Source organism: Hoylesella buccalis ATCC 35310, from assembly GCF_025151385.1.
Taxonomy (GTDB): Bacteria; Bacteroidota; Bacteroidia; order Bacteroidales; family Bacteroidaceae; genus Prevotella; species Prevotella buccalis.
Window position 1 is genome coordinate 2,907,471 of record NZ_CP102287.1, and the last position, 26,487, is coordinate 2,933,957.

Here is a 26,487-nt window from a genome sequence, read left to right on the forward strand (position 1 = left end):
ATAAAGAACATGGCTTTTAAGAAAGATATAAAAGTAAAAAATAATTTTACGAAGATAACCATCAGCTTGGCTTCTCCTGAAGAGATTCTGGAGAATTCATACGGTGAGGTGACTAAACCAGAAACCATCAATTACCGTACATACAAGCCCGAACGGGATGGCTTATTCTGTGAACGCATCTTTGGTCCTACAAAAGACTACGAGTGCGCTTGTGGTAAGTACAAGCGTATTCGTTACAAGGGAATTGTCTGCGACCGTTGTGGTGTTGAGGTCACAGAAAAGAAAGTACGTCGCGAACGTTCCGGACATATTGAATTGGTGGTGCCTGTAGCGCATATATGGTACTTCCGCTCTTTGCCTAACAAGATTGGTTACTTGTTGGGTATGCCAACCAAGAAACTTGATTCGGTGATTTACTACGAAAAATATGTAGTAATCAAGCCAGGACTCATGGAAGGACGTAAAGACGCTGATGGAGCCGAAGTCAATGGGTCACATGTCATGGATTTACTGTCGGAAGATGAATATTTAGACATCATCGACAATCAATTGGATCCAAACAATGATCGCTTGGAGGACACCGACCCGAATAAGTTTATTGCCAAGATGGGTGCCGAAGCAGTCTATGATTTGCTGGCCAATCTGGATTTGGATTCTATCTCGTACGAGTTGCGCGACCGTGCCAACAACGACTCAAGCCAACAGCGTAAGACAGAGGCTTTGAAGCGTTTGCAGGTTGTTGAAGCCTTCCGTACCAGTACGGATGTCAATCGCCCCGAGTGGATGATTCTGAAGATTGTTCCGGTGATTCCTCCAGAGCTGCGTCCGCTCGTTCCATTGGATGGAGGTCGCTTCGCTACATCCGACTTGAATGATCTCTACCGTCGCGTCATTATTCGTAACAACCGTCTGAAACGCTTGATGGAAATCAAAGCGCCTGAGGTTATTCTGCGTAATGAGAAGCGTATGCTCCAGGAAGCAGTCGACTCCTTGTTCGACAACTCACGCAAGAGCAGTGCAGTGAAGAGCGAGAGCAATCGTCCATTGAAGTCATTGTCTGACTCTCTGAAAGGTAAGGCAGGACGTTTCCGTCAAAACCTCTTGGGTAAACGTGTTGACTATTCAGCTCGTTCGGTAATTGTCGTTGGACCAGAATTGAAGATGGGAGAGTGTGGCTTGCCTAAATTGATGGCTGCCGAGCTCTACAAGCCCTTCATCATCCGCAAACTCATCGAACGCGGTATCGTCAAGACGGTGAAGAGTGCCAAGAAGATAGTCGACCGTCGTGAGCCTGTCATTTGGGACATCTTGGAGAACGTGATGAAGGGTCATCCGGTGCTTCTGAATCGTGCCCCTACACTTCACCGATTGGGTATCCAGGCTTTCCAGCCTAAGCTGATTGAGGGCAAGGCTATTCAGTTGCATCCTTTGGCTTGTACTGCCTTCAATGCCGACTTTGATGGTGACCAGATGGCTGTTCATCTTCCTTTGAGTAATGAGGCCGTTCTTGAAGCACAGATTTTGATGCTCCAGAGCCACAATATCTTGAACCCAGCCAATGGTGCTCCTATCACCGTTCCTTCTCAGGACATGGTGCTCGGTTTGTATTATGTAACCAAGATTCGCCCAGGAGCCAAGGGCGCTGGCCTTACTTTCTATGGTCCTGAAGAAGCCATCATCGCCTATAATGAAGGACGATGCGACTTACATGCCCCTGTGAAAGTGATTGTAAAGGATTTGATTAACGGACAGCTGGAAGACCGCATGGTCGACACGTCAGTGGGTCGCGTCATCGTCAATGGCATCATCCCAGATGAAGTGGGCTATTTCAATGACATCATTTCTAAGAAGACCCTGCGCGGCATTATTTCGGATGTTATCAAGGTCGTAGGTATGGCTCGCGCATGTGAGTTCTTGGATGGTATCAAGAATTTGGGTTACCGCATGGCTTACTTGGCAGGTCTTTCCTTCAACCTGGATGATATCATCATTCCTGAAGAGAAGGAAGGCATTGTGAAGAAAGGCCAGGACGAGGTAAATCAAATCAAGTCCAACTACGAGATGGGATTCATCACCGATACTGAACGTTACAATCAGGTCATCGATGCATGGACGCATGTCAACAATGAACTGGGTGACGTCCTCATGAAGGTGATGACCGAGAACGATCAGGGATTCAATGCCGTGTACATGATGCTCGATTCCGGAGCCCGTGGTTCTAAGGATCAGATTAAGCAGCTCTCTGGTATGCGTGGTTTGATGGCCAAACCTCAGAAAGCAGGAGCTGAAGGACAACAGATTATCGAGAACCCTATTCTTTCGAACTTCAAGGAAGGTATGTCAGTGCTCGAGTACTTTATCTCTTCGCACGGTGCCCGTAAGGGTCTTGCCGATACGGCTATGAAGACTGCCGACGCTGGTTATTTGACACGTCGTTTGGTAGACGTTTCCCACGATGTCATCATCACCGAAGAAGATTGTGGTACTTTGCGTGGACTGGTTTGCACAGCACTGAAGAGTGGGGATGAGATTATTTCGACGCTTTACGAACGTATCTTAGGACGTGTTTCTGTGCATGACATCATTCACCCGACAACAGGCGAACTGATTGTAGCGGCTGGTGAGGAAATCACAGAGGACAAAGCCCGCCAGATAGATGAATCTCCCATCGAGAGTGTTGAAATTCGTTCGGTGCTCACTTGTGAGAGCAAGCGTGGCGTCTGCAAGAAGTGTTACGGACGTAACCTCGCTACAGCCCGCATGGTTCAAAAGGGTGAGGCCGTTGGCGTTATCGCAGCCCAAGCCATTGGTGAACCGGGTACACAGCTTACCCTTCGTACCTTCCACGCTGGTGGTGTGGCTGGTAACGCAGCTGCTAATGCCAGCATCGTGGCAAAGAACGACTGCAAGATTGAATTTGAAGAACTGCGTACCGTACCATTCGTTGAGAGTGATGGCGAGAAGGATGTTGAATGTATGAAAGTGGTGAGCCGTTTGGCTGAGATCCGTTTCATCGATCCCAACACCGACATCGTATTAAGTACGCTGAATGTACCCTATGGCAGCTCACTCTATTACAAACATGGTGACAAGGTGAAAAAAGGAAGCCTCATTGCTAAGTGGGATCCTTTCAACGCATTGATCGTTTCAGAATATTCTGGTACCTTGAAGTTTAATGGCGTTGTCGCTGGTAAAACCTACCATGCTGAAACTGACGAAACAACGGGTCTCACAGAAAAGATTATTAGCGACTCCAAAGATAAGTCATTGGTGCCTACCTGTGACATCATCGGCAAGAATGGAGAAGTGTTGGGTACCTATAACTTCCCTGTTGGTGGACACGTTGTCGTTGATGACGGAGCAACCATCAAGTCGGGTGAAACCTTGGTGAAGATACCGCGTGCCGTAGGTGGCGCAGGTGATATCACTGGTGGTCTGCCGCGCGTTACCGAGTTGTTTGAGGCTCGTAACCCATCCAACCCCGCTGTGGTTTCTGAAATCGATGGAGAGGTAACCATGGGTAAGGTGAAACGAGGCAACCGTGAAATCATCGTCACCTCAAGAACCGGTGAGCAAAAGAAGTATCTTGTTTCATTGAGCAAGCAGATTCTTGTTCAGGAACACGATGCCGTTCGTGCTGGTACGCCGTTGTCTGATGGTGTCATCACACCCGATGATATCTTGGCCATCAAAGGCCCAACCGCCGTACAAGAGTACATCGTGAACGAGGTGCAAGACGTATACCGCTTGCAAGGTGTGAAAATTAATGACAAGCACTTCGAAATCATTGTTCGCCAGATGATGCGGAAGGTTCAAATCAACGAGCCGGGTGATACTACTTTCTTGGAGCAAGAACTGGTAGACAAGCTCGATTTTGCTGAGGAGAACGATCGTATCTGGGGTAAGAAGGTGGTTACCAATGCCGGTGATAGCGAGGTGTTGAAAGTAGGACAGATTGTGACGGCGCGCAAGCTCCGTGATGAAAATTCGGCTTTGAAACGCCGTGATTTGCGGCCAGTTGAGGTTCGTGATGCTCTTCCTGCTACGTCCACTCAGATACTTCAGGGTATCACCCGCGCTGCTTTGCAAACCAAGAGCTTCATGAGTGCTGCTTCGTTCCAGGAAACAACTAAGGTGCTCAACGAGGCTGCCATCCGTGCGAAGGTAGACCATCTGGAGGGAATGAAGGAGAACGTTATTTGCGGTCACCTGATTCCTGCCGGAACAGGACTTCGCCAATGGGAAAAACTCATTGTAGGCTCGAAAGAAGAGTACGAGCGTATCGAAGCAAATCGCAAGAATGTACTCGACTTTTCAGAGTAAACACTTGTAGAAAACAAACAAGTGGCTGCCTCATGGCAGCCGCTTGCATTATCAGAAACCGGCTGCAGGCCTTGAAACTTGCAGCCGGTTTTTGTGTTTATAGCGATTCGAAACGTTTTCGTTGCCTGTTTTGTCACATGCGCCAATATTCCAGCTCATCCGTTGTTTCACCAATGCGCAAAAAGGTTTGTTAGCAATGCTTTAATGCACATTCCCAATTACTATGCTATTGCCTGTCAAAGTCATAGAGATTGGTGCCCAAAGTCATAGAGATTGGTGCCCAAAGTCATAGAGTTTGGAGGTCAAAGTCATAGAGTTTAGAGGTCAAAGTCAATGACTTTAAACACTGAGGTCTGTTTGCCCTAACAGCAACACTTCCGCCACGGCCAGTACCATCAATGCTTTTTCGTCATATTTGCATGCAAGAGAGCGAAGGGCACACAATACTTTTGTGATGTGATATTCAACGGTCTTCACGGAGACACCAAGTTTCTCTGCTATTTCCCGGTTCAGCAAATCCTCCTCGCGGCTCATCTTGAATATCATTTTTGATTGCTCGGGCAGGGAGTCAAGAACCTCATGAATTTGCCGGTGTAACTCCTCATATACCAGTTCTTCTTCCGCATTGTGGTGAAAGATCAGGCTATACAACTGCTCTGACCCCTGTTGTTGAGGTAGTTCGTCAAACGAGTACTGGTTGGCTACCATCTGGTGTCGCAAAAAATTAAGGCACGCGTTCCTCACCATTGTGTAAAGGAGTGAGGAAATGGAGATGTGGGTCAGTTTTTCTCGGCTTTCCCATAGCTTTACAAAACAGTCTTGTAAGATGTCGTTCAAGTCGTCCGGCTGATGGATGAAGCGAAGGGCATAGGCCTTCAGTCTGGGCTGATAGGTCTTGAAGATAAATTCGAACGCTTCGGCTTTTCCTAACCTCAAGTCATCGAACAATTCAGCGGAATTCATTGTATATCTTACCATTTCGCGCGAACGTATAGCACAAAGATAGAAAATGTCTGCATAAATAGCAAACGAATCTGAAAAATAAAGTGCAATTTACTTGAAGTTTTGTTTAGGGTAAAGCGATAGTTCGGTGTTATACATATAAAGACTATTGAAAAAACAGACATGCAAAATACAGACAACCAATTGGCAGAACTGGCCCGAGGCTTCTTTGAGGGCAGGCTTTCCTATGATGAAGAGCAGATGCTTTTTGGCCTTCTTCAAGAGAATGAGGAGCAGCGCGCCCGCTTCGATGCGATGGAGCAGGCGTGGAACGCAACCCATGTCCCATCAGCAGCAGTTGAGGAAGAATGGCGAAGGGTCTGGTGCCGTGTCCAAGGCAGCAGTCCTATCCGCATGAGGTCACGCAAGATGTATCTTCGTCGTAAGCTTGCTGCCGCAGCCGTAGCTTTGGTTCTGGTGTCGTCACTCGTTACCTACTTTTTCAGCAGCCGTCACGCTGGGTCAGAGGCTTATTACACCTGCATAGCACCACTTGGCGGCAAAGCCGAAGTGGTGTTGCCTGATGGGTCGCGCGTGTGGCTCAACGCAGGGTCAGACTTACGCTATCCAGCTTCGTTCGGTGGTGACAGCCGTGTGGTTGAACTCAACGGCGAGGCTTATTTTGAGGTGGCTAAGCATGCGGGATCCAAGTTCACGGTAAACACCAAGGGATATGACGTGATTGTCCATGGAACCAAGTTCAATATATCAGCCTATGACGACGATGCCACTGTTACGACAACGCTGTTAGAGGGAAGTGTGCAGGTGAGCCTCGACAATGAGCGTGTCATGATGGTTCCAGGAGAGAAGGTCACGCTGAACCAGGTGTCAGGAGAACTGATCAAGACCAAAGCGTCAACCAAAGCTAATGCCTGGATTCATGGCAATACCGAGTACGAGAGCATTACCCTGGCCAATCTGGTTAAAGTGCTTTCGCGCAGGTTCAATATGAACATCACCGTACAGTCGACCTCCTTGCGTGATGAGCGGCTGGCCATCTCGCTGAACAACGGTGAGGATTTCGACGGTATCATGCGAGGACTGCAGAGAATCATCCCTATACGAGTTGTCAGACAGGGGAAGAATGTGCAAATCCTCGAACGTTAGTGCGCGTTTGTCCCATGTGATGACTGCGTCAACATGAACAAAAAAACATACATTATTTAATAAATTTATCTCTAATCTAACAGAAAAGTAAACAACAACCATGAGAGGAAAATACCTTTATTATTCGCTTCTTGCCGTGTTCCTTCTGTGTCCTGTCAGAGCCCTTTCCCAGACAGTCACGAAGGTGTTTAGTAAAACTCCACTGAAGACCGTTCTGAAAGAGGTGGAAAAACAAACCCGGATGTCTGTCATCTACAAGGTAAAGGAAGTAGATGCCAACAAGAAAATCTCAGCGTCATTCAAGAATGAGCCAGTCAGCAAGGTGCTTGACAAAGTGCTTGATCCGTCATTAACGTATACGATAGAGAATAAGATGATTACCATCTATCGCCGCGGCACACGTCCGCAGGGAGGGACCACGGTGACCAACAGTGTGGGACAACCGCGCAAAATCCATGGAACCGTTGTAGACGCCAGCGGTGAGCCGCTCATCGGTGTGACGGTCAGGATAAGAAACTCGAAAGAGGGGGTGGTAACCGATATTGACGGAAACTACTCTCTTACGACGAAAGAGACGGCTCCCACGTTGGAGTTCTCGTACATAGGCTATGCTCCGCAGACATTGGTGGCCACTGGCGCAACACTGAATGTCACCCTGAGCGAGGAGAGCAGTACGCTTAACGAAGTGGTGGTTACCGCCATGGGTATTCAGCGTAAGGAGAAATCGCTGACCTATGCTACGCAACAGGTAAAGGCAGAAGACTTGATGCGTGTACAAGATCCCAACGCAGTGAACTCTTTGGAAGGTAAGGTGTCGGGCGTCGTTATCACGCCAAGTGCCGGTGGCGCCGGTGGTGCATCCAAGATTATCCTCCGCGGTAACAAGTCGGTGTTGGGAAACAGCTCTCCACTCATTGTATTGGACGGAGTTCCGATGAGCAATGGTACGCGTGGGCAAATCAATGGTTCGAACATCGAGTACTCAGGTGTTTCAGAAGGTGCTGACCCTTTGTCGATGATCAACCCTGACGATATTGAGTCGATGAACGTACTGAAGGGTGCCAATGCTGCCGCTCTCTACGGTTCGGCAGCCGCTAACGGTGTGGTGATGATTACGACAAAGAAAGGAAAGGAAGGAAAGCTATCAGTAAGCGTTACGTCCAACATTACTTTCGACACGCCACTGCTCACACCTAAGATACAAGACGTTTATGGTGCACGCATCAAATCAGCTGGTGGACTTGATATTGGTAGCTGGGGAGACAAGGTGGCTAACCGCCCTGCCGACCAGTTAACCTTGCAATCGTCCTTTGACTCGTCGGCACCTTTTGCCCCGGGTTTCGTCAATACCGTTCATTTGCGTAATGCTGCCAAGAACGACTTGGACGACTTCTACCGCACAGGTACCACGATCAACAACTCGGTATCGTTTTCAGGAGGTACAGAGAAGATACAGAGTTACTTCTCTTTCTCTAACTCGCACGCCAACGGTATGCTGGTTAGCAATTCATACAACCGTAATACGGTGAATTTCCGACAGTCGTACAACTTCCTCAAACGACTACATATCAATACTGCTATCAACTATATCCAGACCATTACCAACAACCGTCCTGGTGGAGGTACGGTGATGAACCCAGTGTACCACATGTACACAGCACCACGCAACTTGGACATGGACTACTATCGCAACCATTACTATCGTGAAAATGGTACGTGGATGGCGAAGAACGTTCCTGCATACGTACAGCAAAATGGTAGTATCTACGAGCTTACCACCACTGATTTGACATTCAATGGTCCGATGCAAGACTGGGCATACTTGGAGAAGAGCCAGAACAACCCTTATTGGCTTACCCGCATGAACAATACCAAGCAGCGCACCGACCGTGTGTTTGGAACGGTGAGTGGTAAGATTGACATTTATGATGGTTTGGATTTCCAGGCACGTCTTAGCATTGACCACACCAAGTACGACAATGACGGAAAACGATACGCTACCACCTTCACCCCTGGAGGTATTGAGCCTTATGGTATCTATTCAAAGACTTTGGACCGCACTTCGGAAATTTATACAGACTACTTGCTGTCTTACAATAAGACATTTGAAGACACATGGAGTGTTTCAGCAACAGCAGGATGGGTGGCTCACCTTATCAAGACCAAGTTTCAGAATACTTATACCACTGCAACGCCGAAGGATGGCAACAAGATAAGATTCTCCAAACTCGTGAACTATTTTGAGACCGATGCTGCCACAGCAGGTGAAACGCGTGCTTCGGTAAACACCAACTGGGACAAGGCTGCCCTGTTCACTGCTCAAATTGGTTGGAAAGACATGGTGTACTTTGATGCTTCCTATCGTCAGGACTGGTATCGTGCCTTCAGACAGTTCAAGAATCGCGGCACATCCGAAAGCTATGGTTACTTTGGTTTTGGTGCCAATGCCATTGTTAGCTCTATGGTCAAGCTGCCAGAGGTGATTTCTTACTTGAAATATCGTGCTTCTTATTCAGAGGTAGGTAACTCTATTCCTAACAAGGTACTGGCGAGATCGTCGCGTGATACGTTCACCGGAGCTGTTCCACCGTCACCATACTCATCATTCAAGAATCCTAAACCCGAGAAAACTCGCTCATTCGAGACAGGTATTGAGTCGTCATGGTTCGGCAGTCGTCTCGACTTCGACTTCACGTTCTACCATGCCCTCTCTACCGATCAATATATGGAGGGAGCCAATGCTTCTGGAAAAATTGAGCCGATGAACTCTGGAAAGATTCGAAACATGGGTGTGGAGACGACCCTTGGCTATAACTTCCGCTTTGGTAAAGACTGGCGTTGGAAGACTTCTTACAACCTGTCGTACAACGATAACGAAATTTTGGAGACCACCTACAACCCTGATGGCACCGAGAAGTTGGTGTTCCAAGATGTGGCTGAGGTGCGCGTAAGATATAAGAAAGGTGGATCGATTGGTGACATGTATGTAACCGATTACAAACGCAATGCCGACGGAACACTCGTTACGACGAAAGACGGAAGACTGAGTTTTGAGTCTGAGGCTTCTAAAAAATACACGGTATATGCCGGCAACATGAACTCTAAGTGGCAAATGGGTTGGAGCAACACCCTTAGCTATAAGAACTTCCAGTTGTTCTTCCTCATCAATGGTCGCATTGGTGGTAAGGTGATTTCGCTCACCGAGTCGTACCTTGACAACTTAGGATTGTCACAGCGTACCGCAGATGCACGCTTGTATGCCGAGCAACACAAGTTGACAGCCAATGGACAACTGGCAATGCCTCTGCCCGATGGTAGTGGCAGGTTGGTTCCTATTGAGAGTTATTACACCAGTATCGGTGGTGTGAAGAAGAGTCCATTGGAGTATATCTATGATGCCACTAACTTCCGCTTGCGCGAGTTGTCTATGGGCTATACGTTCCAAAATCTCTTTAAGAGCAATGCCAGCCTCAATGTGTCGTTCATTGCACGCAACTTATTCTTCTTGTACAAGAATTCACCCGTTGATCCTGATGTATCTTTGTCAACTGGTAACGGATTAGGTGCGTTCGAAATGTTCAACATGCCTTCTTCACGCTCGTATGGATTATCAATGAAACTAACATTCTAAACAATCGTTCAAACAATGAAAAGAATACAATATATTGCAATAGCAGCACTTACTACAGGGTTCATGACCCTGCAGTCGTGCTTGGACTTTGATGAGCCGACTGATGATTTCCGCCCAAATGACATCACTATTGATGAGGGTGACATTGTAGGCGAAGCTGACTCTGTAAATCTCATCAACTATAAAGCGTTGTACACAGAGGAGCAAGTAGATGCAGCAGCCAAGAGCTTGGATAAGTACTTAGGTATGCTGAAAGTAGCCCAATACTGTATGCGAGGTGGAAAGGAAGGACAATATCCTGTTTCACATGCTTACCAGCGTATTTATACGTTGCCCGATGTGTACGCACAATATGGTGTTGTTCCCCATTCTGACTTCGCTTTTGCCAGTGAATTGATATCTTCCTATCATGCCAGTCAGGATTGGATTTCTGGACCTAACAGTCAGTTTATGGGAGCACGTACCAGTTTAACACCATTGCTCAACCACAAATCTTGCGACTCAATTCCTGAGGTGAAGGCGATTGCCTTGTTGTTATACAACTATGCAGCGATTGAAAATGTAGACATGTATGGAACCATTCCTTACAATGACTTCAAGGCTAACAAGGTGGATCCACCTTTCAAGTACGATGACATGAAGACCATCTACACAGGTGCCGAAGCCAATATTGATACCATTGTTAATTGTCTGCGTTACTTTGATAGCAAGCCTGCTTGGTATCAAGCCAAGGTAAAGGACATTGTCAACAAGTTTAGCGAGGTGACGCATGATCAAAGAAATGGTGTGAAAAACATGGAAACATGGGTTCGCTTTGCCAATTCGCTGAAGTTGCGTATGGCCATGCACATGGTCAAGGCAGAGCCACAGTTGGCACAAAAGTGGGCAGAGGAAGCAGTGAAGAGTGGAGTGATTGACGATTTGAAGTATGAAGTGGCACTCTTCCCCTCTATATACGGAGGTGTTCATCCTTTGGTAGAAATTTCCGATGGCTGGGGTGACATGCGCTTTAGTGCCTCGTTTGTTAGTATGCTGAAGAGTTTGACACACCCTTATCGTTTCTCCCTTTGCATGAAAAACAGTGGAGACTTGAGTAATGATCAAGGGGTCACCTTGCCTGCAGAAACAGACGAAGTAGGTATCCGTTCGGGTATACACACGGGCAAGGGACAGTCTTACGGTTCTAACCAGTTTATTGGCTTTAGCCGAATCAACAAGTTGCTGATTGATAAAGCACCTTTGTACCTGTTTAAGTGGGCAGAAATCGACTTCTTGCGTGCCGAAGGTGCCTTGCGAGGATGGGATATGGGTGGAAAAGCCGAGCAGTTCTATACCCGCGCCATCGAAAACTCTGCTTTCTTGGAGCCAGGTTCAGATATTTACAATGCACTAAAGCCAGTACTCTCACAATATGCAAATGTGGAAGAGCCGGTTGCTTATACGTATAAGGATCCAACTGGCTCATCGCCTGATATGGAAAGCGTGACGAAGATTGGCGTCAAATGGAATGAAGCCGATGACAAGGAAACGAAGTTAGAGAAAATCATCACGCAGAAATACATCGCACTCTTCCCTAACAGTATGGAGGCATGGGGCGAAATGCGACGCACTGGTTATCCCAAGATGTTCCCCGTTCTAAACGTTGAGGAAGGAGACGGCAGTTTGAAATCAGGCGATTTGGTTCGGCGCATTCTCTTCCCCAATAGCGATGATGCTTCGTTGAAAGACATTCAGGCTACTGGACTTAAAGCCTTGGGTGGTCCCGACCAGCAAGCTACGCGTGTATGGTGGGATGTGAAAGGAAAAGGAAACTTTTAACTTATTAATAATACGGTGACAGGGAACTACTGTCTGTTCGCTGAATATGAACAGACGGTTCCCCTAACCATTAATTTAACATTTACAACTTAACCATTAAAAAACAACCAAATCTATGAAGAAAAGATTTTTACCCCTGGTGCTTTTGGCTTGTTTGGCTGGATCTGCAAATGCACAGTCTGACATGTCGCCAACGGCAACATCCACGATTTATGATTTCGCTGGATTTAATGAGGTTACTCTGCTGAACCTTTTCGATAAGGCTTTGCAGAACGGTCGTAACTATCCTACAAAGGCTGAATTTGAGGCTGCAGGTATTCAAGCTTCTGACATTGCTTTTGTGCGTTCGCACGTTAAGCAGCGTGCCATCTTGGATCGCAAAGACCGTTTGGTGAAAGACACCTACGAGAAGCGTAACCTGTTTATGAATATTCCGAGCGGTTCGGGTAAGGGCATCGGTGGCTATCCATCGTCCAACTTTGCCAATGATGTGTTCTCTATGTGGAACTACACCAACCTCTTTGGTTCTTGGAACCATGGCTTGTTCCAGGCTCCGGGAGCATGGACTGATGCGGCACACAAGAATGGTACCGACATCATGAGTGGTATCAAGTTTTTTGAAAGCTGGACAGCAGGTTCTGGTGATGGAGCTTATGTAAGTTTTATCCAAACCAAAAACTCGGATGGCACCTATAAGTATGTTAAACCCATGCTCAACTGTCTGCTGTTCTTCGGGTTTGACGGTATCAACTACAACTGGGAAGATAACTCATACTCTAATTCTGATGTAACAGGTTTCCACAAGGCTTTGTACAAGGAAGCAGAGAAGATGGGCTTCAATAACTTCCACGCAGCTCTTTATACGCAAGGCTCCAGCCTGTCGAGTGCGGCAGTTGACTATTTATATGGTACAAAAGCCACTGGCAAGACTTTCGACCTGTTCCTCAACTATGCTGGAGGTGACTTTGCTGTCCAGGGTTATGAAAGTTCTGTACAAACTGCAGAACAAGCTTTGGGAACCGCAGAAGGCCTTTACGGAGGCGCTTGGATTGTTAGTATGAATCGCAATTGGCAAGGTTTGGTAGGAAAAGCAAAATACGATTGGACCACGGGTACCTATACTTACGAACCTAACGAAACCGTGAAGCGAATTGGTATCTGCCTTTGGGGTGAGCATGGAGATAGCCGTTTCTGGAGTTACAACTCTGGTTCGGATGCGCTCAATGCACAGTACAACTACCAACGCCTGTTGGAGCGTGGTTTCTCTGGCGGTAACAGAAGTCCATTGAATCGTCCTGCTATAAAAAACACAGGACATGAGTGGGAAGGTGAGAACGCATTGAAGACATTCTGTGGTTTGGCTTCGTTCATTCCAGAGCGTTCAGCGATACAAGGCAATCTTCCTTTCTTGACACACTTCAACTTGGGTAATGGAGAGCGTTACAACTATAAAGGTAAGAAAACGGCTGGTACATGGTACAACATGGCGAACCAAGATGTAGTGCCTACTTATCGCTGGTTGGTTTATGGCGAAGGAACAGAAACTGTTTCAAATGCTTTGCAGCCAGAATTTACACACATCGACTCGTATAACGGTGGTTCATGCTTACTGTTGAAAGGACAGTCTTCAGCATCGGGTGTTGATGTAGTTCTGTTTAGAACCGACCTTAACGTGAGTGCAGCTAATCCTATTGCAAAAGTAGCTTTGAAGACAAAACAAGCTGGCGAGTCTAACTTGTACCTGATTGTTAAGGTGAACAATCAGTGGAAAGAAGTGGCTGTTGGTGCTACTGACGACAAGACATGGCAAGAGAAGAAGGTGAGCCTGCCTGTCAACATGGGCGACCGCATTACTCACATTGGTTTGCGTGCCAAGAACGTAACAGACAAGTACAATGTGTTGGTAGGTAAGCTCGAACTCAACGACGACGTGAAGGCTACACCTGCTAATGTTAAGAATCTCATGGTAGAAGTGAAAGAAGAGTCACAGAAGAGTCTTTCTGCAAAGCTGCATTGGGATGTAGACCATTCTACAGGTGAACGTTCAGCTTATGGTATGATTTACAACTGCGAGGCTAACATCGATCACTTCGAGATTATGTATAAGAATGGTAAAGACGGACGTGTTTCAGAAGTAGGTCGTACTACACAGTGGGGTACCTATATTCCTAACATAGTATTTACTGATGCTGCTAACGAAAAACCATTTATTGGTGTACGCTCTGTATCAACAGACTTGAAGACTTATTCACCCGTCGAATGGGTAGAGATTACGCGTGCCGACGCTTCTCAATTGCCAGAAGAAACAGTTGGTGGAACAGATACTTATGGAATTAGTAAGATTAATCCAAATGCTGATGGATTCAAGACAGCTGTAGAACAAAGATTCTTGACAAGCGTTACAACTACTGGTGCCGTACAAAACTTAAACTATACAGCTACGGAGTCGCCACGCGACAGCTCACAGTATGCAAACGCACGCGACCACAAGTTGATTGTCAAGCAAGGACAAGAGATTACGATGACCTTTAAGGCTCCCAATGAAAAAGACGGTTTGAAGTGGTGCTTTGCAGGTGGTTGGTTAGACTTAGACGGTAGTGGTACATTTAACTATCCAGATGCCCCTGATGTAGACCCAATGGGTGAGCGTATCTTCTTTGCTGGTAGAGTACGTGCAGCAAGTCCTGAGATACAAGATCCGAACGGCTATACATTTAAGTTTACAGTACCTCAAGATGCTCACGTAGGTACAAGTCGTTTGCGTATTGTGTTTGCAGATGCTTGGTTTGGCGGAACTTTCTTGCCAACTGGCTTGACAGCCAAAGGATTTACCATCGACTTTGATGTAGAGATACAAGGTAAGAAAGACGGACAGCGTCAATATGTGGATACACAGCATGACCAGGGTGTTGCTGAGCAGCCCGAAGGATTGAATGAAACGACTGGCGTAGACAACACCGTATTTGCTGGTGGTGTTTCCAACGTGACAGTAAATGGTAATGACATCCTCTTTACCAATGTAGAGAAGGCTTGGATTTACACTGTTGACGGAAAGATGGTACAATATCTTACAAACCCAACATCAGTTAGCCGAAACGAGCTTCAAGAAGGTGTTTACCTTGTAAAGATGCAAAACAAGAATGTAATAAGAACTGAAAAGTTAGTGGTTAAATAATTCACATAAAACTTTAATCACATGAAATATAACCGTTAGGTAGTTGGTAGAACTTCAATGCGATGAGCGCAACAATATTGAGAGTTCCAATTACCTAACGGTTTTTTGTTAATCGTAAGCATCCAACATTGCCGCTTTTGTGTAGTTAAGTAGGAAGATAACACAAAGGCCGCAAATGTTGGATGCTTATGGTTTGACGCTAATGGGTTGCCAGTTTCAGAGAGAATCCCTGATACAAAATCAGCCTACCAAATGTCCATTGCACGCGAATCTTTGGTTTCATCAGGCTTTAGTTATGGCTCAAGGGCGGTTCTATAAATTAGCTTTGACAGATCGTGAGACTATTTTTGAGATCAATTTGTTTGTGAGTGAAGGAGTATAGCGAGCTATACGACTGAACGAACAAGCAAATTGAACCAAAAAGAGTCCACAAGATGACAAAACGTAAAAAGACTGACATAAAAAACTTTACGGTGGTAATTTATAGAACCGCCCTCAAATAAACCTTGCGGTTCAATCAAGCACCGTGGAACAGATATTCGACCTGAATGTCTTTGGTGAGCTCTGTGAACAACCACTCTTGCAACTTGTCGGCTCGTATCACCGAATTCTTAATCGAACAGAGCTTTACGCTCACGTCATTAGAATATATTGCCATCCATCGCCGATTATTTGAAGACATCTATGAACAGGCGCTAAGATAAGAGATTACAATATTCAAGAAGTGTTATGATACATCACCTTTTTGGCATATTATACAATAATATTTACTATATTTGCATATCATCTTATCTATATTTATGGAAAGTCCAACCAACAGAACAAAAGAGGTGTTGACCGAAAAAAGGATGAAGCAAAGATGGTTTGCAAAAAAGCTGGACGAGAGTTTTCGATAGAAAACTCTTACGTTTGCAATCGTCATCAGCCAGCCTTACATTGCTATTCCAAATAACAGAGATCTTGCAGGTGAATCCAAAAGAATGGATTAATACTCCAAATGAATACTTTTTTCATTATGGTAAAATATAAAGAACAACATAAGAAATCAATTCGCTTCTTCAACGACCGTGAAGTACGTGCCGTATGGGATGAAGAGAACAGCAAGTGGTGGTTCTCAGTGCTTGATATTATTGCTGCCATCAACGAGCAAGATGATTACCAAAAGACGAGGAACTATTGGAAGTATCTTAAGACCAAACTGCGAAAGGAAGATAGTGAAGTGGTTAGTGCTACTAACCAGTTGAAGCTCGTAGCCCCTGATGGTAAATATCGATTGACAGACACACTTGATGCAGAGGGTGTAACCCTTTTGGCAAAGCATATCAATAATACCAAGGCTATGAACTTTCTTGACTGGTTCCTCTATAGTGATAACACTATTGACGGACAGAGCAAGAAAAAGGCTTATCAGCTTTTTGAAAGTGGTATCTTAAAGACTGTAGACCCAGGTACAATCAAATGTTTACAACAAATACACGCTTATCTCTTTGGTGGTCTTTACGATTTTGCAGGGCAGATACGTACGAAGAATATCTCCAAAGGAGGTTTTACCTTTGCTAATTGTATGCACTTCCCTGCTACGCTGCAAACGATTGAGCGAATGCCCGAAACCACCTTTGATGAGATAATGGACAAATATGTGGAGATGAAAATTCGTGCAAACGAGTACCATGTGAACTCGTTCACTAATGGTCGAGTGCAGCCGAATTTATACAACGTAGCCCATCCTTTTATGGAGGGTAATGGTCGCAGTACTCGCATTTGGCTCGACCTCATGCTAAAGCGTTCTCTCAAGCGGTGTGTGGATTGGAGCCAAATAGACAAACCGACTATCTCAAAGCTATGCGTGAGAGTGTTGCAGACAGCACGCACATCAAAGCCTTGGTGCAACCTGCACTCACCACCAAGATCAATGATCGAGAAATGTTTATGAAGGGTATTGATTATTCATATTATTATGAACAAAATGATTAATCAATAGAATGAGAAGTAATCTGCTAAAGCATTGAGCTATTACATATAAAGAGGAGAGAAGGTAAAATAAAAAATACAAACAACTATATATGAAAAAAGAAGTAATTCAAGAACTCTACAACGATTTTGAAGCCGCAGCTGCGGAAGTAGAAGGAGTGGAGTGTTGGAGCGCACGTGAACTCCAAACTCTGTTAGGCTATTCCAAGTGGGAGAATTTTTCTAAAGTCATAGACAAAGCTAAAACAGCCTGCGACAAAGCAGGACAACAGATATCCGACCATTTTCCTGACGTCAAGAAAATGGTTAATCTCGGTTCTGGGTCAGAAAGAGAAATCAACGACATGCTATTAACTCGATACGCCTGTTATCTCATTGCACAAAATGGAGACCCACGTAAGGAACAAATTGCTTTTGCACAAACCTATTTTGCCATTCAAACGCGTAAAACCGAGCTAATAGAACAAAGATTACTGGAGATTGAACGAATCAAAGCTCGTACAAAACTACAAGAAACAGAGAAGCATCTTTCTGGAGTACTCTATGAAAGAGGTATCGACAATAAAGGTTTTGCAACAATTCGCTCTAAAGGAGATCAGGCTCTGTTTCGTTTGAATACGGCACAAATGAAAAGAAAGATGGGAGTACCAGTGAGCAGACCAATAGCCGACTTTTTGCCCACAATAAGCATCAAGGCGAAGGATTTTGCAGCAGAAATGACAAATGTCAATGTGCAACAAAAAGATTTATACGGAGAGGGTCAAATCAGCAAAGAACATATAGAGAACAATAAAGCAGTTCGGCAAATAATGATTCAACGAGGAATCATCCCCGAAAATCTCCCTCCCGCTGAGGATGTAAAAAAGGTTGAAAGGAGATTGGCGAGTGAGGAGAAAAAAGCACTGATCAACAAAACAAAAAAGAAATCATGATATATGAACAACATTTATCCTTCAACTTATCGTGACTGTGTGGATTGGAGCCAAATTGATAAGAACGAATATTTGTCTGCGATGCGTGAGAGTGTTGCAGACAGCACGCACATCAAAGCCTTGGTACAACCTGCCCTTACCACTAAGATCAATGACCGAGAAATGTTTATGAAGGGTATTGACTATTCGTACTATTATGAACAAGAATGAGAAACAATAAGTTATGGCACAACTAACGATAAAAAAATCAATAAAAAAATATTATCAATAACCCGTGATTAAGGAAGATAACACTAACACTAAAAATTCAAAACGCCATGGACAAAGACTTATTGAAAAAATTAACTGCCGAACCAGGGAAGAAACACAAGGTGTCGGATTTCGATACGAACTACACGGCAGACCTGAACAAGAAAGAGGGCAAAAAACTATTGAAAGAAAACGTCAAGACGATGACGGCTTTGCAAAACATGCTTTATGCACATAACCGGCATGCTGTGCTAATTATCTTTCAGGCTATGGATGCGGCGGGAAAAGACGGAACGATTAAACACGTTATGTCGGGCATCAACCCGCAGGGATGCCAGGTGTTTTCGTTCAAACAACCCTCAGCTGTGGAACTCGACCACGGCTATCTGTGGCGCATCCAAAAGAATGTTCCTGAACGGGGGCGCATCGGCATCTTCAACCGTTCGCATTATGAAGACGTGTTGGTGGGAAGAGTTCATCCGGAGATTATCCTCGGAGGACAAATTCCGGGGATGAAAAAATTGGATGATGTCAATGAGGATTTTTGGGAAAAGCGATATCAACACATCAATGATTTCGAACGTTATTTGACGGAAACTGGTACGACCGTAATCAAATTCTTCCTCAATGTGTCGAAAGAAGAACAAAAAGAGCGTTTCCTGAAGCGACTGAACAACAAAGAAAAGAATTGGAAATTTTCTGCCAGTGATGTTGAGGAACGCCAACATTGGGACGACTATATGGACGCTTATGGCAAGATGCTCACCAAAACGTCAACCGATTATGCTCCGTGGTTCGTCATTCCAGCTGACCATAAATGGTTTATGCGTTACGCCGTTGGCGAGATTATCAGTCAACACTTGGACAAGTTGAAGATGTGTTATCCGCAACTTACCAATGAGGAAACGGAAAATTTAAAGGTATATCGCAAGCTATTGGAGGAAGAGGATAAAGCTGAAAAGAAGGATTGAATACCAGCAAAACGTTGATATCCCTATGAAAAAGCAGCAAATCGTGAATTATACATGACATTTTTAATAAATATTCGTAAAAATATACTGGTAATTCATTTGTTTTTATTATATTTGTATAGATAATTAACATAAAAGTCCTACTGCCTCGATGGTTTGTAGGTATCACCTTTTAACACATAAAAATATGAAAGAAGATGTGAAAAAGACTGCTGAAGAAGTGAAAGACAAGGCAGAAAAACAAGCAAATAAAGTTGAAAAGAAAGTAGAAAAAGCGGCAGAAAATATTGCCAAGAAGGCCGATGATGCGAAGGATAAAGCTGAGAAGAAAGTAGAAAAGGCAGCAGAAAATATTGCCAAGAAGGCCGATGATGCGAAGGATAAAGCTGAGAAGAAAGTAGAAAAGGCAGCAGAAAATATTGCCAAGAAGGCCGATGATGCGAAAGATAAAGCTGAGAAGAAAGTAGAAAAGGCGGCTGACGACATCGCCAAGAAGGCTGACGAGGCAAAAGACAAGGCTGACAAAGCTATTGACAAAGCCAAGGACAAGGTTGAAAAAGGAATTGATGACTTGGAGAAAAACGAGCATGTACAGGAAGCCAAGAAGAAGGTAGAAGAAGTGGTGAACGACCACAATAAAACCGAGTGCAAGAAAGAAACTGAAAAGAAAGTTGAGCAAGCAGCAAAAGACTTAAAAGAGAAAGCGAAAGAAACGGCTGACGATGTGAAGGAAAAGGCCAAGGATGCCGTTGAAAACGCAAAAGAAAACACCAAGGACGCCGTTGAAAATTTGCGAGATAAAGCAAAAGATATCACTGAAACTGTGAAAGAAAAGACGGATGAGGTGGCCGACAAGCTGAAAGACAATGAGAAGGTGCAAAACGCAGCTAAGTTTGTAAAAGAGAAGAGCGACGACGTTTCTCAGGCTGTTGACGAGGCTGCTGACAAGGTAGAACGCTCTGGCTTTTGGCAGAAACTGAAAGACATCTTTGGGTTTAAATAACCCGTAGGCGCGAATCATTCAATGATGGCAACATGCGTGACTGGACGCACGCGTTGTTGTGTTTTTTGACCAATTATTGCCTCAAAAACAGCACCTGTAAACTTTCAAACTAGAAAAAAACGATAGGCAAGCAGGCTGCAAGGTGGGGATGATTTGGCCAGGAAAAGCAAATTTTAGCGGTAAAGCATTGACTTTACCCGTTAAACAGCATCACTTTGGTTGACAATCTGCATGACTTTGCTGCGCAAAAGCATGCAGATATTACTCTTAATGCAATGCTTTTGCCTTTCAAAAAGCCTGCCATGCGGGGCCAAAATCGTGCGATAGACGTTTAAACCGCTATGTATTAACGATATACAAGTATGCCGAATCTTGGGCGTATTCACGGCAAGAGGCAGGTTTGTTTGCAAATTCTTCAAGCATGAAGAGATAGGTTGTCAAAAAATATTCATGTCAATTGGTCGGCATATAGTCATTCGCAACTACACCTTAGTTGCAAAGTTAGTAGGGAAGCACCAGTCGTGTTTCCCTATATTTTTCTCCCTAAAAAAGACATAACGGTATGGATAGGCAAAACTCGTGGCAGCATGAGGACTCATGTTGCTATGCCATTTATCATTTTCTCCAATTGTTGTACAGCCTCAGCCATTTCACTTGCAAATGTTTCTGATGGCTGCAAAAAGGATTCACGTCCCCTTGCCAGCAGGGCATACAATTCTTTGTTCATGCCGTCTACATACGAACTGATGGCATATTCAATATCTTCTTTCTGCCACTGCATGGTTGAATAACGATACACCTGCCACTTTTGATGGAAAAAACTATAGGCTGTTTCTATGCTGTCTTTGGGAATCATGAGGTGAGTTTGTGAGTTTGTAAGTTTATAAGTTGGTGAGTTTGTGAGTTAATAAGTTGGTAAGTTTTTGAGTTTTTGAGTTGACAAGTTGGTGAGTTTGTAATATAATAAGTTGATGAGTTCTTGAGTTAATGAGTTAAAAGTTTATGTGTTAAGAACTTACTCTATCAACGCATGACGCACCGTTGATGCAACATCAACCACTACCAAACCCTGTTCAGCTCGGCTGAATATTGAAATCCGCCAGCTGCCAGACGCTTTTCAAGATCAGCTCTATCAACATTGAAGTGATAACAGATTTGGTCGAGATTATCAAACTCCTCATCACGCAACAAAAAGTTGATGGCCGATACCAACATCGGCGTATCATGTAATGGCAAATGATCCATGTTTCTTTCTCCTATCAATTAATGAATGCAAGGAAAGTTACAACTACCTACATCCATGTTCCCTGCGACCAAGAGCCTCAAACGGGCATGTCTTTTAGGAAATACAAAGGTAATCAAAAAATTATCATCAATACTGATGTGCATCAAAAAACAAGCGATGGTCAAAATAAAGATGGAGCCAAAGGGGCTGCATCCAACATTTTTACTAATTTTGCAACCAATATTCTTACAACTAATTCTTTAGTAACGCCTTCGAAGCAAGAAGGCAAGACGTTTTTTGTATTTATGAACATTTGGAAGAAATGTGTATTATGCTTGGCCGCCGTATTGTGTCTTGCGGCCTCAGCCCAAAAGCGGTTCACCATCAGCGGATATGTCAAGGACATCCACTCCAGTGAAACGCTCCTCGGGGCAACCATCCAGGACGCTGGCAGCCACATGGGGACGACGACCAACTCGTATGGATTCTACACGCTGACGCTCCCCGCCGGACAGGTTCGGGTGGACTATTCGTACGTAGGCTACGCACGCATGCAGAAGTCATTTGTGCTGGACAAAGATACCGTCATCAACATCCAGCTGACACCATCGGCCAACCTGCCCGAGGTAGTGGTGTCATCGGCGAAAGACAATGCAGGAATCCTCGCCACTGGCATGGGCGTGACAGACATCGGTGTGAGCCAGATAGAACACACGCCCTCACTGCTCGGTGAAACGGATGTCATCAGAACCATTCAGCTCATGCCTGGCGTGCAACCGGGATCCGATGGCGGATCGGCTCTCTATGTCAGGGGAGGCAATGGTGACGAGAACCTGATTTTGCTCGACGGTACGCCCATCTACAAGATTGACCACCTGTTTGGTTTCTTCTCGGTGTTTACACCAGAGGCTTTGAAGAAGGTCACCTTCTACAAAAGTTCCTACCCCGCACGCTACAACGGGCGGTTGTCATCGGTCATTGACGTGCGAACAAAGGATGGCGACATGAACCACTTTCACGGAACGGCATCGCTGGGTTTGCTCACCAGTAGGGTGCAGTTGGAAGGGCCTATCGTAAAGAATCGCACCTCGTTCAACTTCTCAGCGCGCACCACCTACATCAACTGGGTGTTGCAACCGTTTATGAAGAGCGACGAGAAGTTTGGCTATCAATTCTACGACCTTCACTTCAAGCTCAACCACCGCTTCTCGCATACAGACCGATTGTATCTGAGTGTGTACCGAGGACACGACATGTTGAAAGAAGACTACAAGGACCGCTATAGCTCATCCAGCTTCGAAATCAATTCTGCCTACGGCGACGACATCAACTGGGGAAACACCATCGCCTCACTGCGATGGAACCACATCTTCAGTAACAACCTCTTTGCCAACATCACGGCGGCCTATAACCATTACAACATGCACTTGGACAGCTACGATCACTCATGGCGTACCGATGTACTTGAGAAGAACAGTGCCAGCTACCGGTCGAAAATACGTGACTGGTCGGCAGCCATCGACTTTGATTACGAGCCGCTTCCCTCACATAGAATCAAGTTCGGGTCGTCCTACACCTATCATACCTTCAGTCCAGAGACCTCTGGAAGCAGCTTCACCGAAGAGGGAAAGGACGGAAAGGTCAACAGATCGGGCGAGTATTCTTCCCCCGGCAATCCCATCTACGCACACGAAGCCTTGGCTTATGCCGAAGACGATTGGCGGATTCTGCCATCTCTTACCCTCAATGCGGGTGGGTCTGTATCGATGTTCCATGTCAGAAACAAGTCGTACCTCACGTTTCAACCGCGTGTTTCGCTGCGCTGGCAAGCCCTGTCCGACGTGGCATTGAAGGCATCGTACAGCGAGATGTCGCAATATATCCACCTGCTCACCTCGATGCCCATTGCCCTTCCCACCGACTTGTGGGTTCCTATCACCGACAATATCAAACCAGAAAGGTCGAGACAATACAGTGTTGGCGCCTACTACACGGGCTGGAAAGGATGGGAATTGTCGGCGGAAGGCTATTACAAGCAGCTCGACAACGTACTGGAATACAAGGATGGCATGAGCTTTATGGGATTCTCGGGCAACTGGGAGCGTTTGGTTAGCATGGGTGAGGGACGTTCAAAAGGCATCGAACTGATGTTGCGACGCACCACAGGTCGTGCAACTGGCTGGCTATCGTACACGCTTTCCAAGAGTGACCGCAAGTTCAGCGAGGACAGTGGCGTGAATGGTGGAGAGCGATTCCCCTTCACCTACGACAGACGACACAACGTGAATATGGTGGCAAACTGGAAGATGACCAAGCGCATTGACTTAGATGCGACATGGTCGTTCTACTCTGGAGCAACCGCAACGATATCCTTGCAGAGAGGATACGAGATGACTCCCGAAAGCATCGGAGAGAGTAGTTATGTATCAAGCCGCAACAATTACAGGCTTCCGCCTACGCACCTGCTCTGCTTAGGCATCAACTTCCGCAAGACATTGAAACGAGGCGTTGAGCGAACATGGAACGTCAGCGTGTACAACGCCTACAATGCGATGAACCCAAACTTCATACTGAGAAAGACTGACGAGTACGGAAGGGAAGTGCCGAACAAGCTGTCCAAATACACGTTGCTGCCCTGTCTGCCGTCGTTCACCCTCACTTATAAATTCTAATGGCAATGAACAGAATGAAAACTTACCTATATTGTTGCCTCTCAGTTATGCTCTTCGGTCTGTCAGCATGCGAGAACGAGTTGGAACTTGACACGAAGACGGCCAGCAAGCAACTGTCGGTGAACGGATTCATCAATGCCGACAGCACCGTTAACAGACTGTTGGTGTCGTTCACGGGCATTGACCGTCCTACGATTGTCACCGATGCCACCATCAAAGTATCGGTCAACGGGAGCTTGCGAGAGACTGTTCATGAGCTTCCAGCGGGTTCGGAACAATATATCATCCATGGCCGCTTCAACCCTGGTGACCATGTTCGCATCGAGGTGTCTACACCTGATAACAACTATCAGGCTTCCATAGAGGAGACGGTGCCGCAGCCCATTGACAAGATTGAGCGCATCAGCACCGAGTTTGTCAAGGATGTAAGCTATGTGGACGAATATGAAATGGCGCGGGTAGACGACTTGCAAAAAATCAATCTCTCATTTCAAGACAATGGACAGCGGGTTGATTATTACCGTCTGACACTAACAGGATACCAGACTATCATGAACACACAGTTTAACTACACGCTGCGAAGAAAAGAGCCCACCTATCGATATTTCGTCAACGACATGGGCAGTTCGTACATTGCCACGGGCGACCCAATCATCATGGAAGGCAGGGTATGCACACCTTCAACAGACATGGGCTTTGCCTCGCCCAACAATGTGGTGAACCAGATGGGCGTCTTCAACGACCTTTTGTTCAACGGACAGGAATGTTCCATCAGCGTATATTCCAAACTATACCTATTCAATAGGATGTCTGATCCAGATATGAAGACATCACTTGACTTGGTAGCAACCATCTCATCGTATACATCAGCGGCCTATTACTATCTGAAAGCCATGAATCTGAAGAAGTCAACGTATTATAGTGACTATAACGATTTGACCGGTCCCATCAAGATGCCGTCCAATGTTAAGGGCGGAACAGGCTTGGTAGGATTCTACACTTCGAAGTCGATACCAGTTCATGTTTACGGAACTGATCGATATCCGCACCTATACGAGTGATAGGATAGGAAGACAAAATATGCGAAATGCCGTGTATCAATACCCCAATTGTGCTATTGATACACGGCATTTCCGTAAGAATACACATGTCACTCTACCAGTTTCTCGCACAATCTACGTTGCAGCACGCGGGCATCAAGGACAGACATCTCGCTGCTCATTACGGCAAATGCCAGGTCGTGTCCGTTGCTTCCGCGGCAATAACCCGCTAATGAGCTGATGCCATAAGGATGAGACAGGGTGCCCGTCTTGGCGTGTATCTTGCCTCTTGTCTTTGGTCCTGTCATCTCATGTGCCAACGAACCATCAACGCCAGCTATCGCAAGGTTTTGCATGAGCATGGTATGAATACTCTTATCCTGATAGCCATACACGAGAATCGCCGTCAATGCTTGAGGAGAAAGATGATTGTAGGTACACAAACCACACCCATCGTGTACAACCAATGAGGTGTCAGTCATGCCGAGATCTTCTCTTAAAAACTTTCTAAGATATTCTACCCCCGTAGCTGTTGGGTCGGCTTGTGTGTTAATATGGTGGCCAATGGTGTACAGTAATGCGGTGGACTGCGTGTTGGAACTGTTCTTCCACATGCGCTTAATAATGCGATGGATGGGGGTGCCGTATCTGTAAATAACCTTTGAACCGGCAGGCATCGTACCTAATACCACCTGACTGTCAGCGAAAGCGATACCTTGAGTGCGCATCACACTCTTCAAACTCTTCACCACTCGAGGCGCACCTTTGTAAAACAAACCGTATCGACTGAAAGATAAATCCCATGGATACCAATGCTCTTCGCTTTTAACAGGTTCCTGAATCACGAGATCTACATAAATTTTGCCATTCACCTTATTGATTCCGCTCTTCTTTGCAGCCTGCCCAAATCGCACAAGCTCTTGTTCGTTGAGCTGTGGATCGAGGCTTCCCTTGAAGGTTAGGTCGCCCTGAAGGACGCCATCAGACACCTTTCCCCGCTGATACAAGCCCGTAATATACAGATAATCGCTGCCCAAGAGGTGTAACCCCGCCACGCCACAAAGCAACTTCAAGCACGAGGCTGAAGGTTGTGACAAGGTTTCTTGGTAGCCATATACGGGCTTATCCGCAGTAAGGTCGTACACATGAAAGGCAAACTTGCCCTGCACTCTGGGGCTTTGTGCGAATGCTGCCAAGCGCGAACGCAAGCTATCGTCAATCGCTATATCAGTTTTCTTTTCTTTTGTTTCTTTCTGATGCTTATCGCTACAAGCCGCAAACAGCAGCGCAACACTCATCAAAATCATTAACGGAGTTGGCGCAACCGCCATCGTTCTAAAGACTTTCCTCATAGGCTGCAAAGGTAAT

14 protein-coding genes and 4 pseudogenes are annotated in these 26,487 nt (G+C 45.6%); 14 read left to right on the top strand and 4 right to left on the bottom strand.

The window, feature by feature from the left end; genetic code table 11:
* The first annotated feature begins 9 nt into the window (after positions 1 to 9).
* The gene (gene rpoC, locus NQ518_RS11920) at positions 10 to 4,323 is read left to right on the top strand and encodes a DNA-directed RNA polymerase subunit beta' (protein ID WP_227961717.1); all 4,314 of its coding nucleotides are present in this window, start codon (positions 10 to 12) and stop codon (positions 4,321 to 4,323) included.
* A gap of 339 nt (positions 4,324 to 4,662) precedes the next feature.
* Here rpoC and NQ518_RS11925 read toward each other — a convergent pair whose 3' ends face one another.
* A complete protein-coding gene (locus NQ518_RS11925) occupies positions 4,663 to 5,301 on the bottom strand; it encodes an RNA polymerase sigma-70 factor (protein ID WP_227961715.1) in 639 nt (212 codons plus the stop codon).
* 147 nt (positions 5,302 to 5,448) lie between these two features.
* Between NQ518_RS11925 and NQ518_RS11930 the strand changes: the two genes are divergently transcribed.
* The 11 genes and pseudogenes from NQ518_RS11930 (at position 5,449) to NQ518_RS11980 (ending at position 20,182) form a co-directional block, all read left to right on the top strand.
* Positions 5,449 to 6,432: a FecR family protein gene (locus tag NQ518_RS11930; protein WP_227961713.1), complete on the top strand. Its 984-nt coding sequence runs from the start codon at positions 5,449 to 5,451 to the stop codon at positions 6,430 to 6,432.
* A 100-nt stretch (positions 6,433 to 6,532) separates the two neighbouring features.
* The gene (locus NQ518_RS11935) at positions 6,533 to 10,063 is read left to right on the top strand and encodes a SusC/RagA family TonB-linked outer membrane protein (RefSeq protein WP_227961711.1); all 3,531 of its coding nucleotides are present in this window, start codon (positions 6,533 to 6,535) and stop codon (positions 10,061 to 10,063) included.
* A gap of 15 nt (positions 10,064 to 10,078) precedes the next feature.
* A complete protein-coding gene (locus NQ518_RS11940) occupies positions 10,079 to 11,881 on the top strand; it encodes a SusD/RagB family nutrient-binding outer membrane lipoprotein (RefSeq protein WP_227207271.1) in 1,803 nt (600 codons plus the stop codon).
* Between the two features lie 115 nt (positions 11,882 to 11,996).
* Positions 11,997 to 15,056, top strand: a complete 3,060-nt coding sequence (locus NQ518_RS11945; protein ID WP_227207273.1) for a GEVED domain-containing protein — start codon at positions 11,997 to 11,999, stop codon at positions 15,054 to 15,056.
* A 587-nt stretch (positions 15,057 to 15,643) separates the two neighbouring features.
* A pseudogene (locus NQ518_RS11950) lies at positions 15,644 to 15,774 on the top strand (Fic family protein); the annotation flags it as partial.
* Positions 15,775 to 15,856: 82 nt separating this feature from the next.
* Positions 15,857 to 16,085, top strand: a pseudogene (locus NQ518_RS11955) (transcriptional regulator).
* A pseudogene (locus tag NQ518_RS11960) lies at positions 16,072 to 17,030 on the top strand (Fic/DOC family protein). Before NQ518_RS11955 ends, NQ518_RS11960 begins: the two co-directional pseudogenes overlap by 14 nt.
* Before the next feature lie 89 nt (positions 17,031 to 17,119).
* Complete coding sequence (dinD, locus tag NQ518_RS11965) at positions 17,120 to 17,959, top strand: DNA damage-inducible protein D (protein ID WP_227207275.1); 840 nt, start codon at positions 17,120 to 17,122, stop codon at positions 17,957 to 17,959.
* Positions 17,960 to 17,995: 36 nt separating this feature from the next.
* Positions 17,996 to 18,169: pseudogene (locus NQ518_RS11970) on the top strand (cell filamentation protein); the annotation flags it as partial.
* 107 nt (positions 18,170 to 18,276) lie between these two features.
* The gene (locus NQ518_RS11975) at positions 18,277 to 19,179 is read left to right on the top strand and encodes a polyphosphate kinase 2 family protein (RefSeq protein WP_227961709.1); all 903 of its coding nucleotides are present in this window, start codon (positions 18,277 to 18,279) and stop codon (positions 19,177 to 19,179) included.
* Positions 19,180 to 19,366: 187 nt separating this feature from the next.
* Entirely contained in the window at positions 19,367 to 20,182 is an 816-nt protein-coding gene (locus NQ518_RS11980; protein ID WP_227961707.1) for a hypothetical protein, read from the top strand.
* Between the two features lie 595 nt (positions 20,183 to 20,777).
* On the opposite strand, the gene NQ518_RS11985 is transcribed toward NQ518_RS11980, so the two are convergent.
* Together NQ518_RS11985 and NQ518_RS11990 are read right to left on the bottom strand one after the other, a co-directional pair.
* Positions 20,778 to 21,038: a hypothetical protein gene (locus tag NQ518_RS11985; RefSeq protein WP_102698007.1), complete on the bottom strand. Its 261-nt coding sequence runs from the start codon at positions 21,036 to 21,038 to the stop codon at positions 20,778 to 20,780.
* Positions 21,039 to 21,241: 203 nt separating this feature from the next.
* Positions 21,242 to 21,427, bottom strand: coding sequence for a DUF4250 domain-containing protein (locus NQ518_RS11990; RefSeq protein ID WP_040563009.1), 186 nt, complete (start codon positions 21,425 to 21,427; stop codon positions 21,242 to 21,244).
* A gap of 285 nt (positions 21,428 to 21,712) precedes the next feature.
* Here NQ518_RS11990 and NQ518_RS11995 point away from each other — a divergent pair, with 285 nt between their 5' ends.
* A complete protein-coding gene (locus tag NQ518_RS11995) occupies positions 21,713 to 24,079 on the top strand; it encodes a TonB-dependent receptor (protein WP_227961706.1) in 2,367 nt (788 codons plus the stop codon).
* A gap of 5 nt (positions 24,080 to 24,084) precedes the next feature.
* Positions 24,085 to 25,140, top strand: coding sequence for a DUF4249 domain-containing protein (locus tag NQ518_RS12000; RefSeq protein ID WP_227207285.1), 1,056 nt, complete (start codon positions 24,085 to 24,087; stop codon positions 25,138 to 25,140).
* Between the two features lie 89 nt (positions 25,141 to 25,229).
* Here NQ518_RS12000 and dacB read toward each other — a convergent pair whose 3' ends face one another.
* Positions 25,230 to 26,471, bottom strand: a complete 1,242-nt coding sequence (gene dacB / locus NQ518_RS12005) for a D-alanyl-D-alanine carboxypeptidase/D-alanyl-D-alanine endopeptidase (protein WP_227961704.1) — start codon at positions 26,469 to 26,471, stop codon at positions 25,230 to 25,232.
* Positions 26,472 to 26,487: the final 16 nt, after the last annotated feature.

Coding starts and splice junctions, on each gene's coding strand:
- NQ518_RS11985 (WP_102698007.1), bottom strand. CDS start 21,038: ATGATTCCCAAAGACAGCATAGAAACAGCCTATAGTTTTTTCCATCAA.
- NQ518_RS11945 (WP_227207273.1), top strand. CDS start 11,997: ATGAAGAAAAGATTTTTACCCCTGGTGCTTTTGGCTTGTTTGGCTGGA.
- NQ518_RS12000 (WP_227207285.1), top strand. CDS start 24,085: ATGAACAGAATGAAAACTTACCTATATTGTTGCCTCTCAGTTATGCTC.
- NQ518_RS11935 (WP_227961711.1), top strand. CDS start 6,533: ATGAGAGGAAAATACCTTTATTATTCGCTTCTTGCCGTGTTCCTTCTG.
- NQ518_RS11930 (WP_227961713.1), top strand. CDS start 5,449: ATGCAAAATACAGACAACCAATTGGCAGAACTGGCCCGAGGCTTCTTT.
- dinD (WP_227207275.1), top strand. CDS start 17,120: ATGAAAAAAGAAGTAATTCAAGAACTCTACAACGATTTTGAAGCCGCA.
- rpoC (WP_227961717.1), top strand. CDS start 10: ATGGCTTTTAAGAAAGATATAAAAGTAAAAAATAATTTTACGAAGATA.
- NQ518_RS11925 (WP_227961715.1), bottom strand. CDS start 5,301: ATGGTAAGATATACAATGAATTCCGCTGAATTGTTCGATGACTTGAGG.
- NQ518_RS11995 (WP_227961706.1), top strand. CDS start 21,713: ATGAACATTTGGAAGAAATGTGTATTATGCTTGGCCGCCGTATTGTGT.
- NQ518_RS11940 (WP_227207271.1), top strand. CDS start 10,079: ATGAAAAGAATACAATATATTGCAATAGCAGCACTTACTACAGGGTTC.
- NQ518_RS11980 (WP_227961707.1), top strand. CDS start 19,367: ATGAAAGAAGATGTGAAAAAGACTGCTGAAGAAGTGAAAGACAAGGCA.
- dacB (WP_227961704.1), bottom strand. CDS start 26,471: ATGAGGAAAGTCTTTAGAACGATGGCGGTTGCGCCAACTCCGTTAATG.
- NQ518_RS11990 (WP_040563009.1), bottom strand. CDS start 21,427: ATGGATCATTTGCCATTACATGATACGCCGATGTTGGTATCGGCCATC.
- NQ518_RS11975 (WP_227961709.1), top strand. CDS start 18,277: ATGGACAAAGACTTATTGAAAAAATTAACTGCCGAACCAGGGAAGAAA.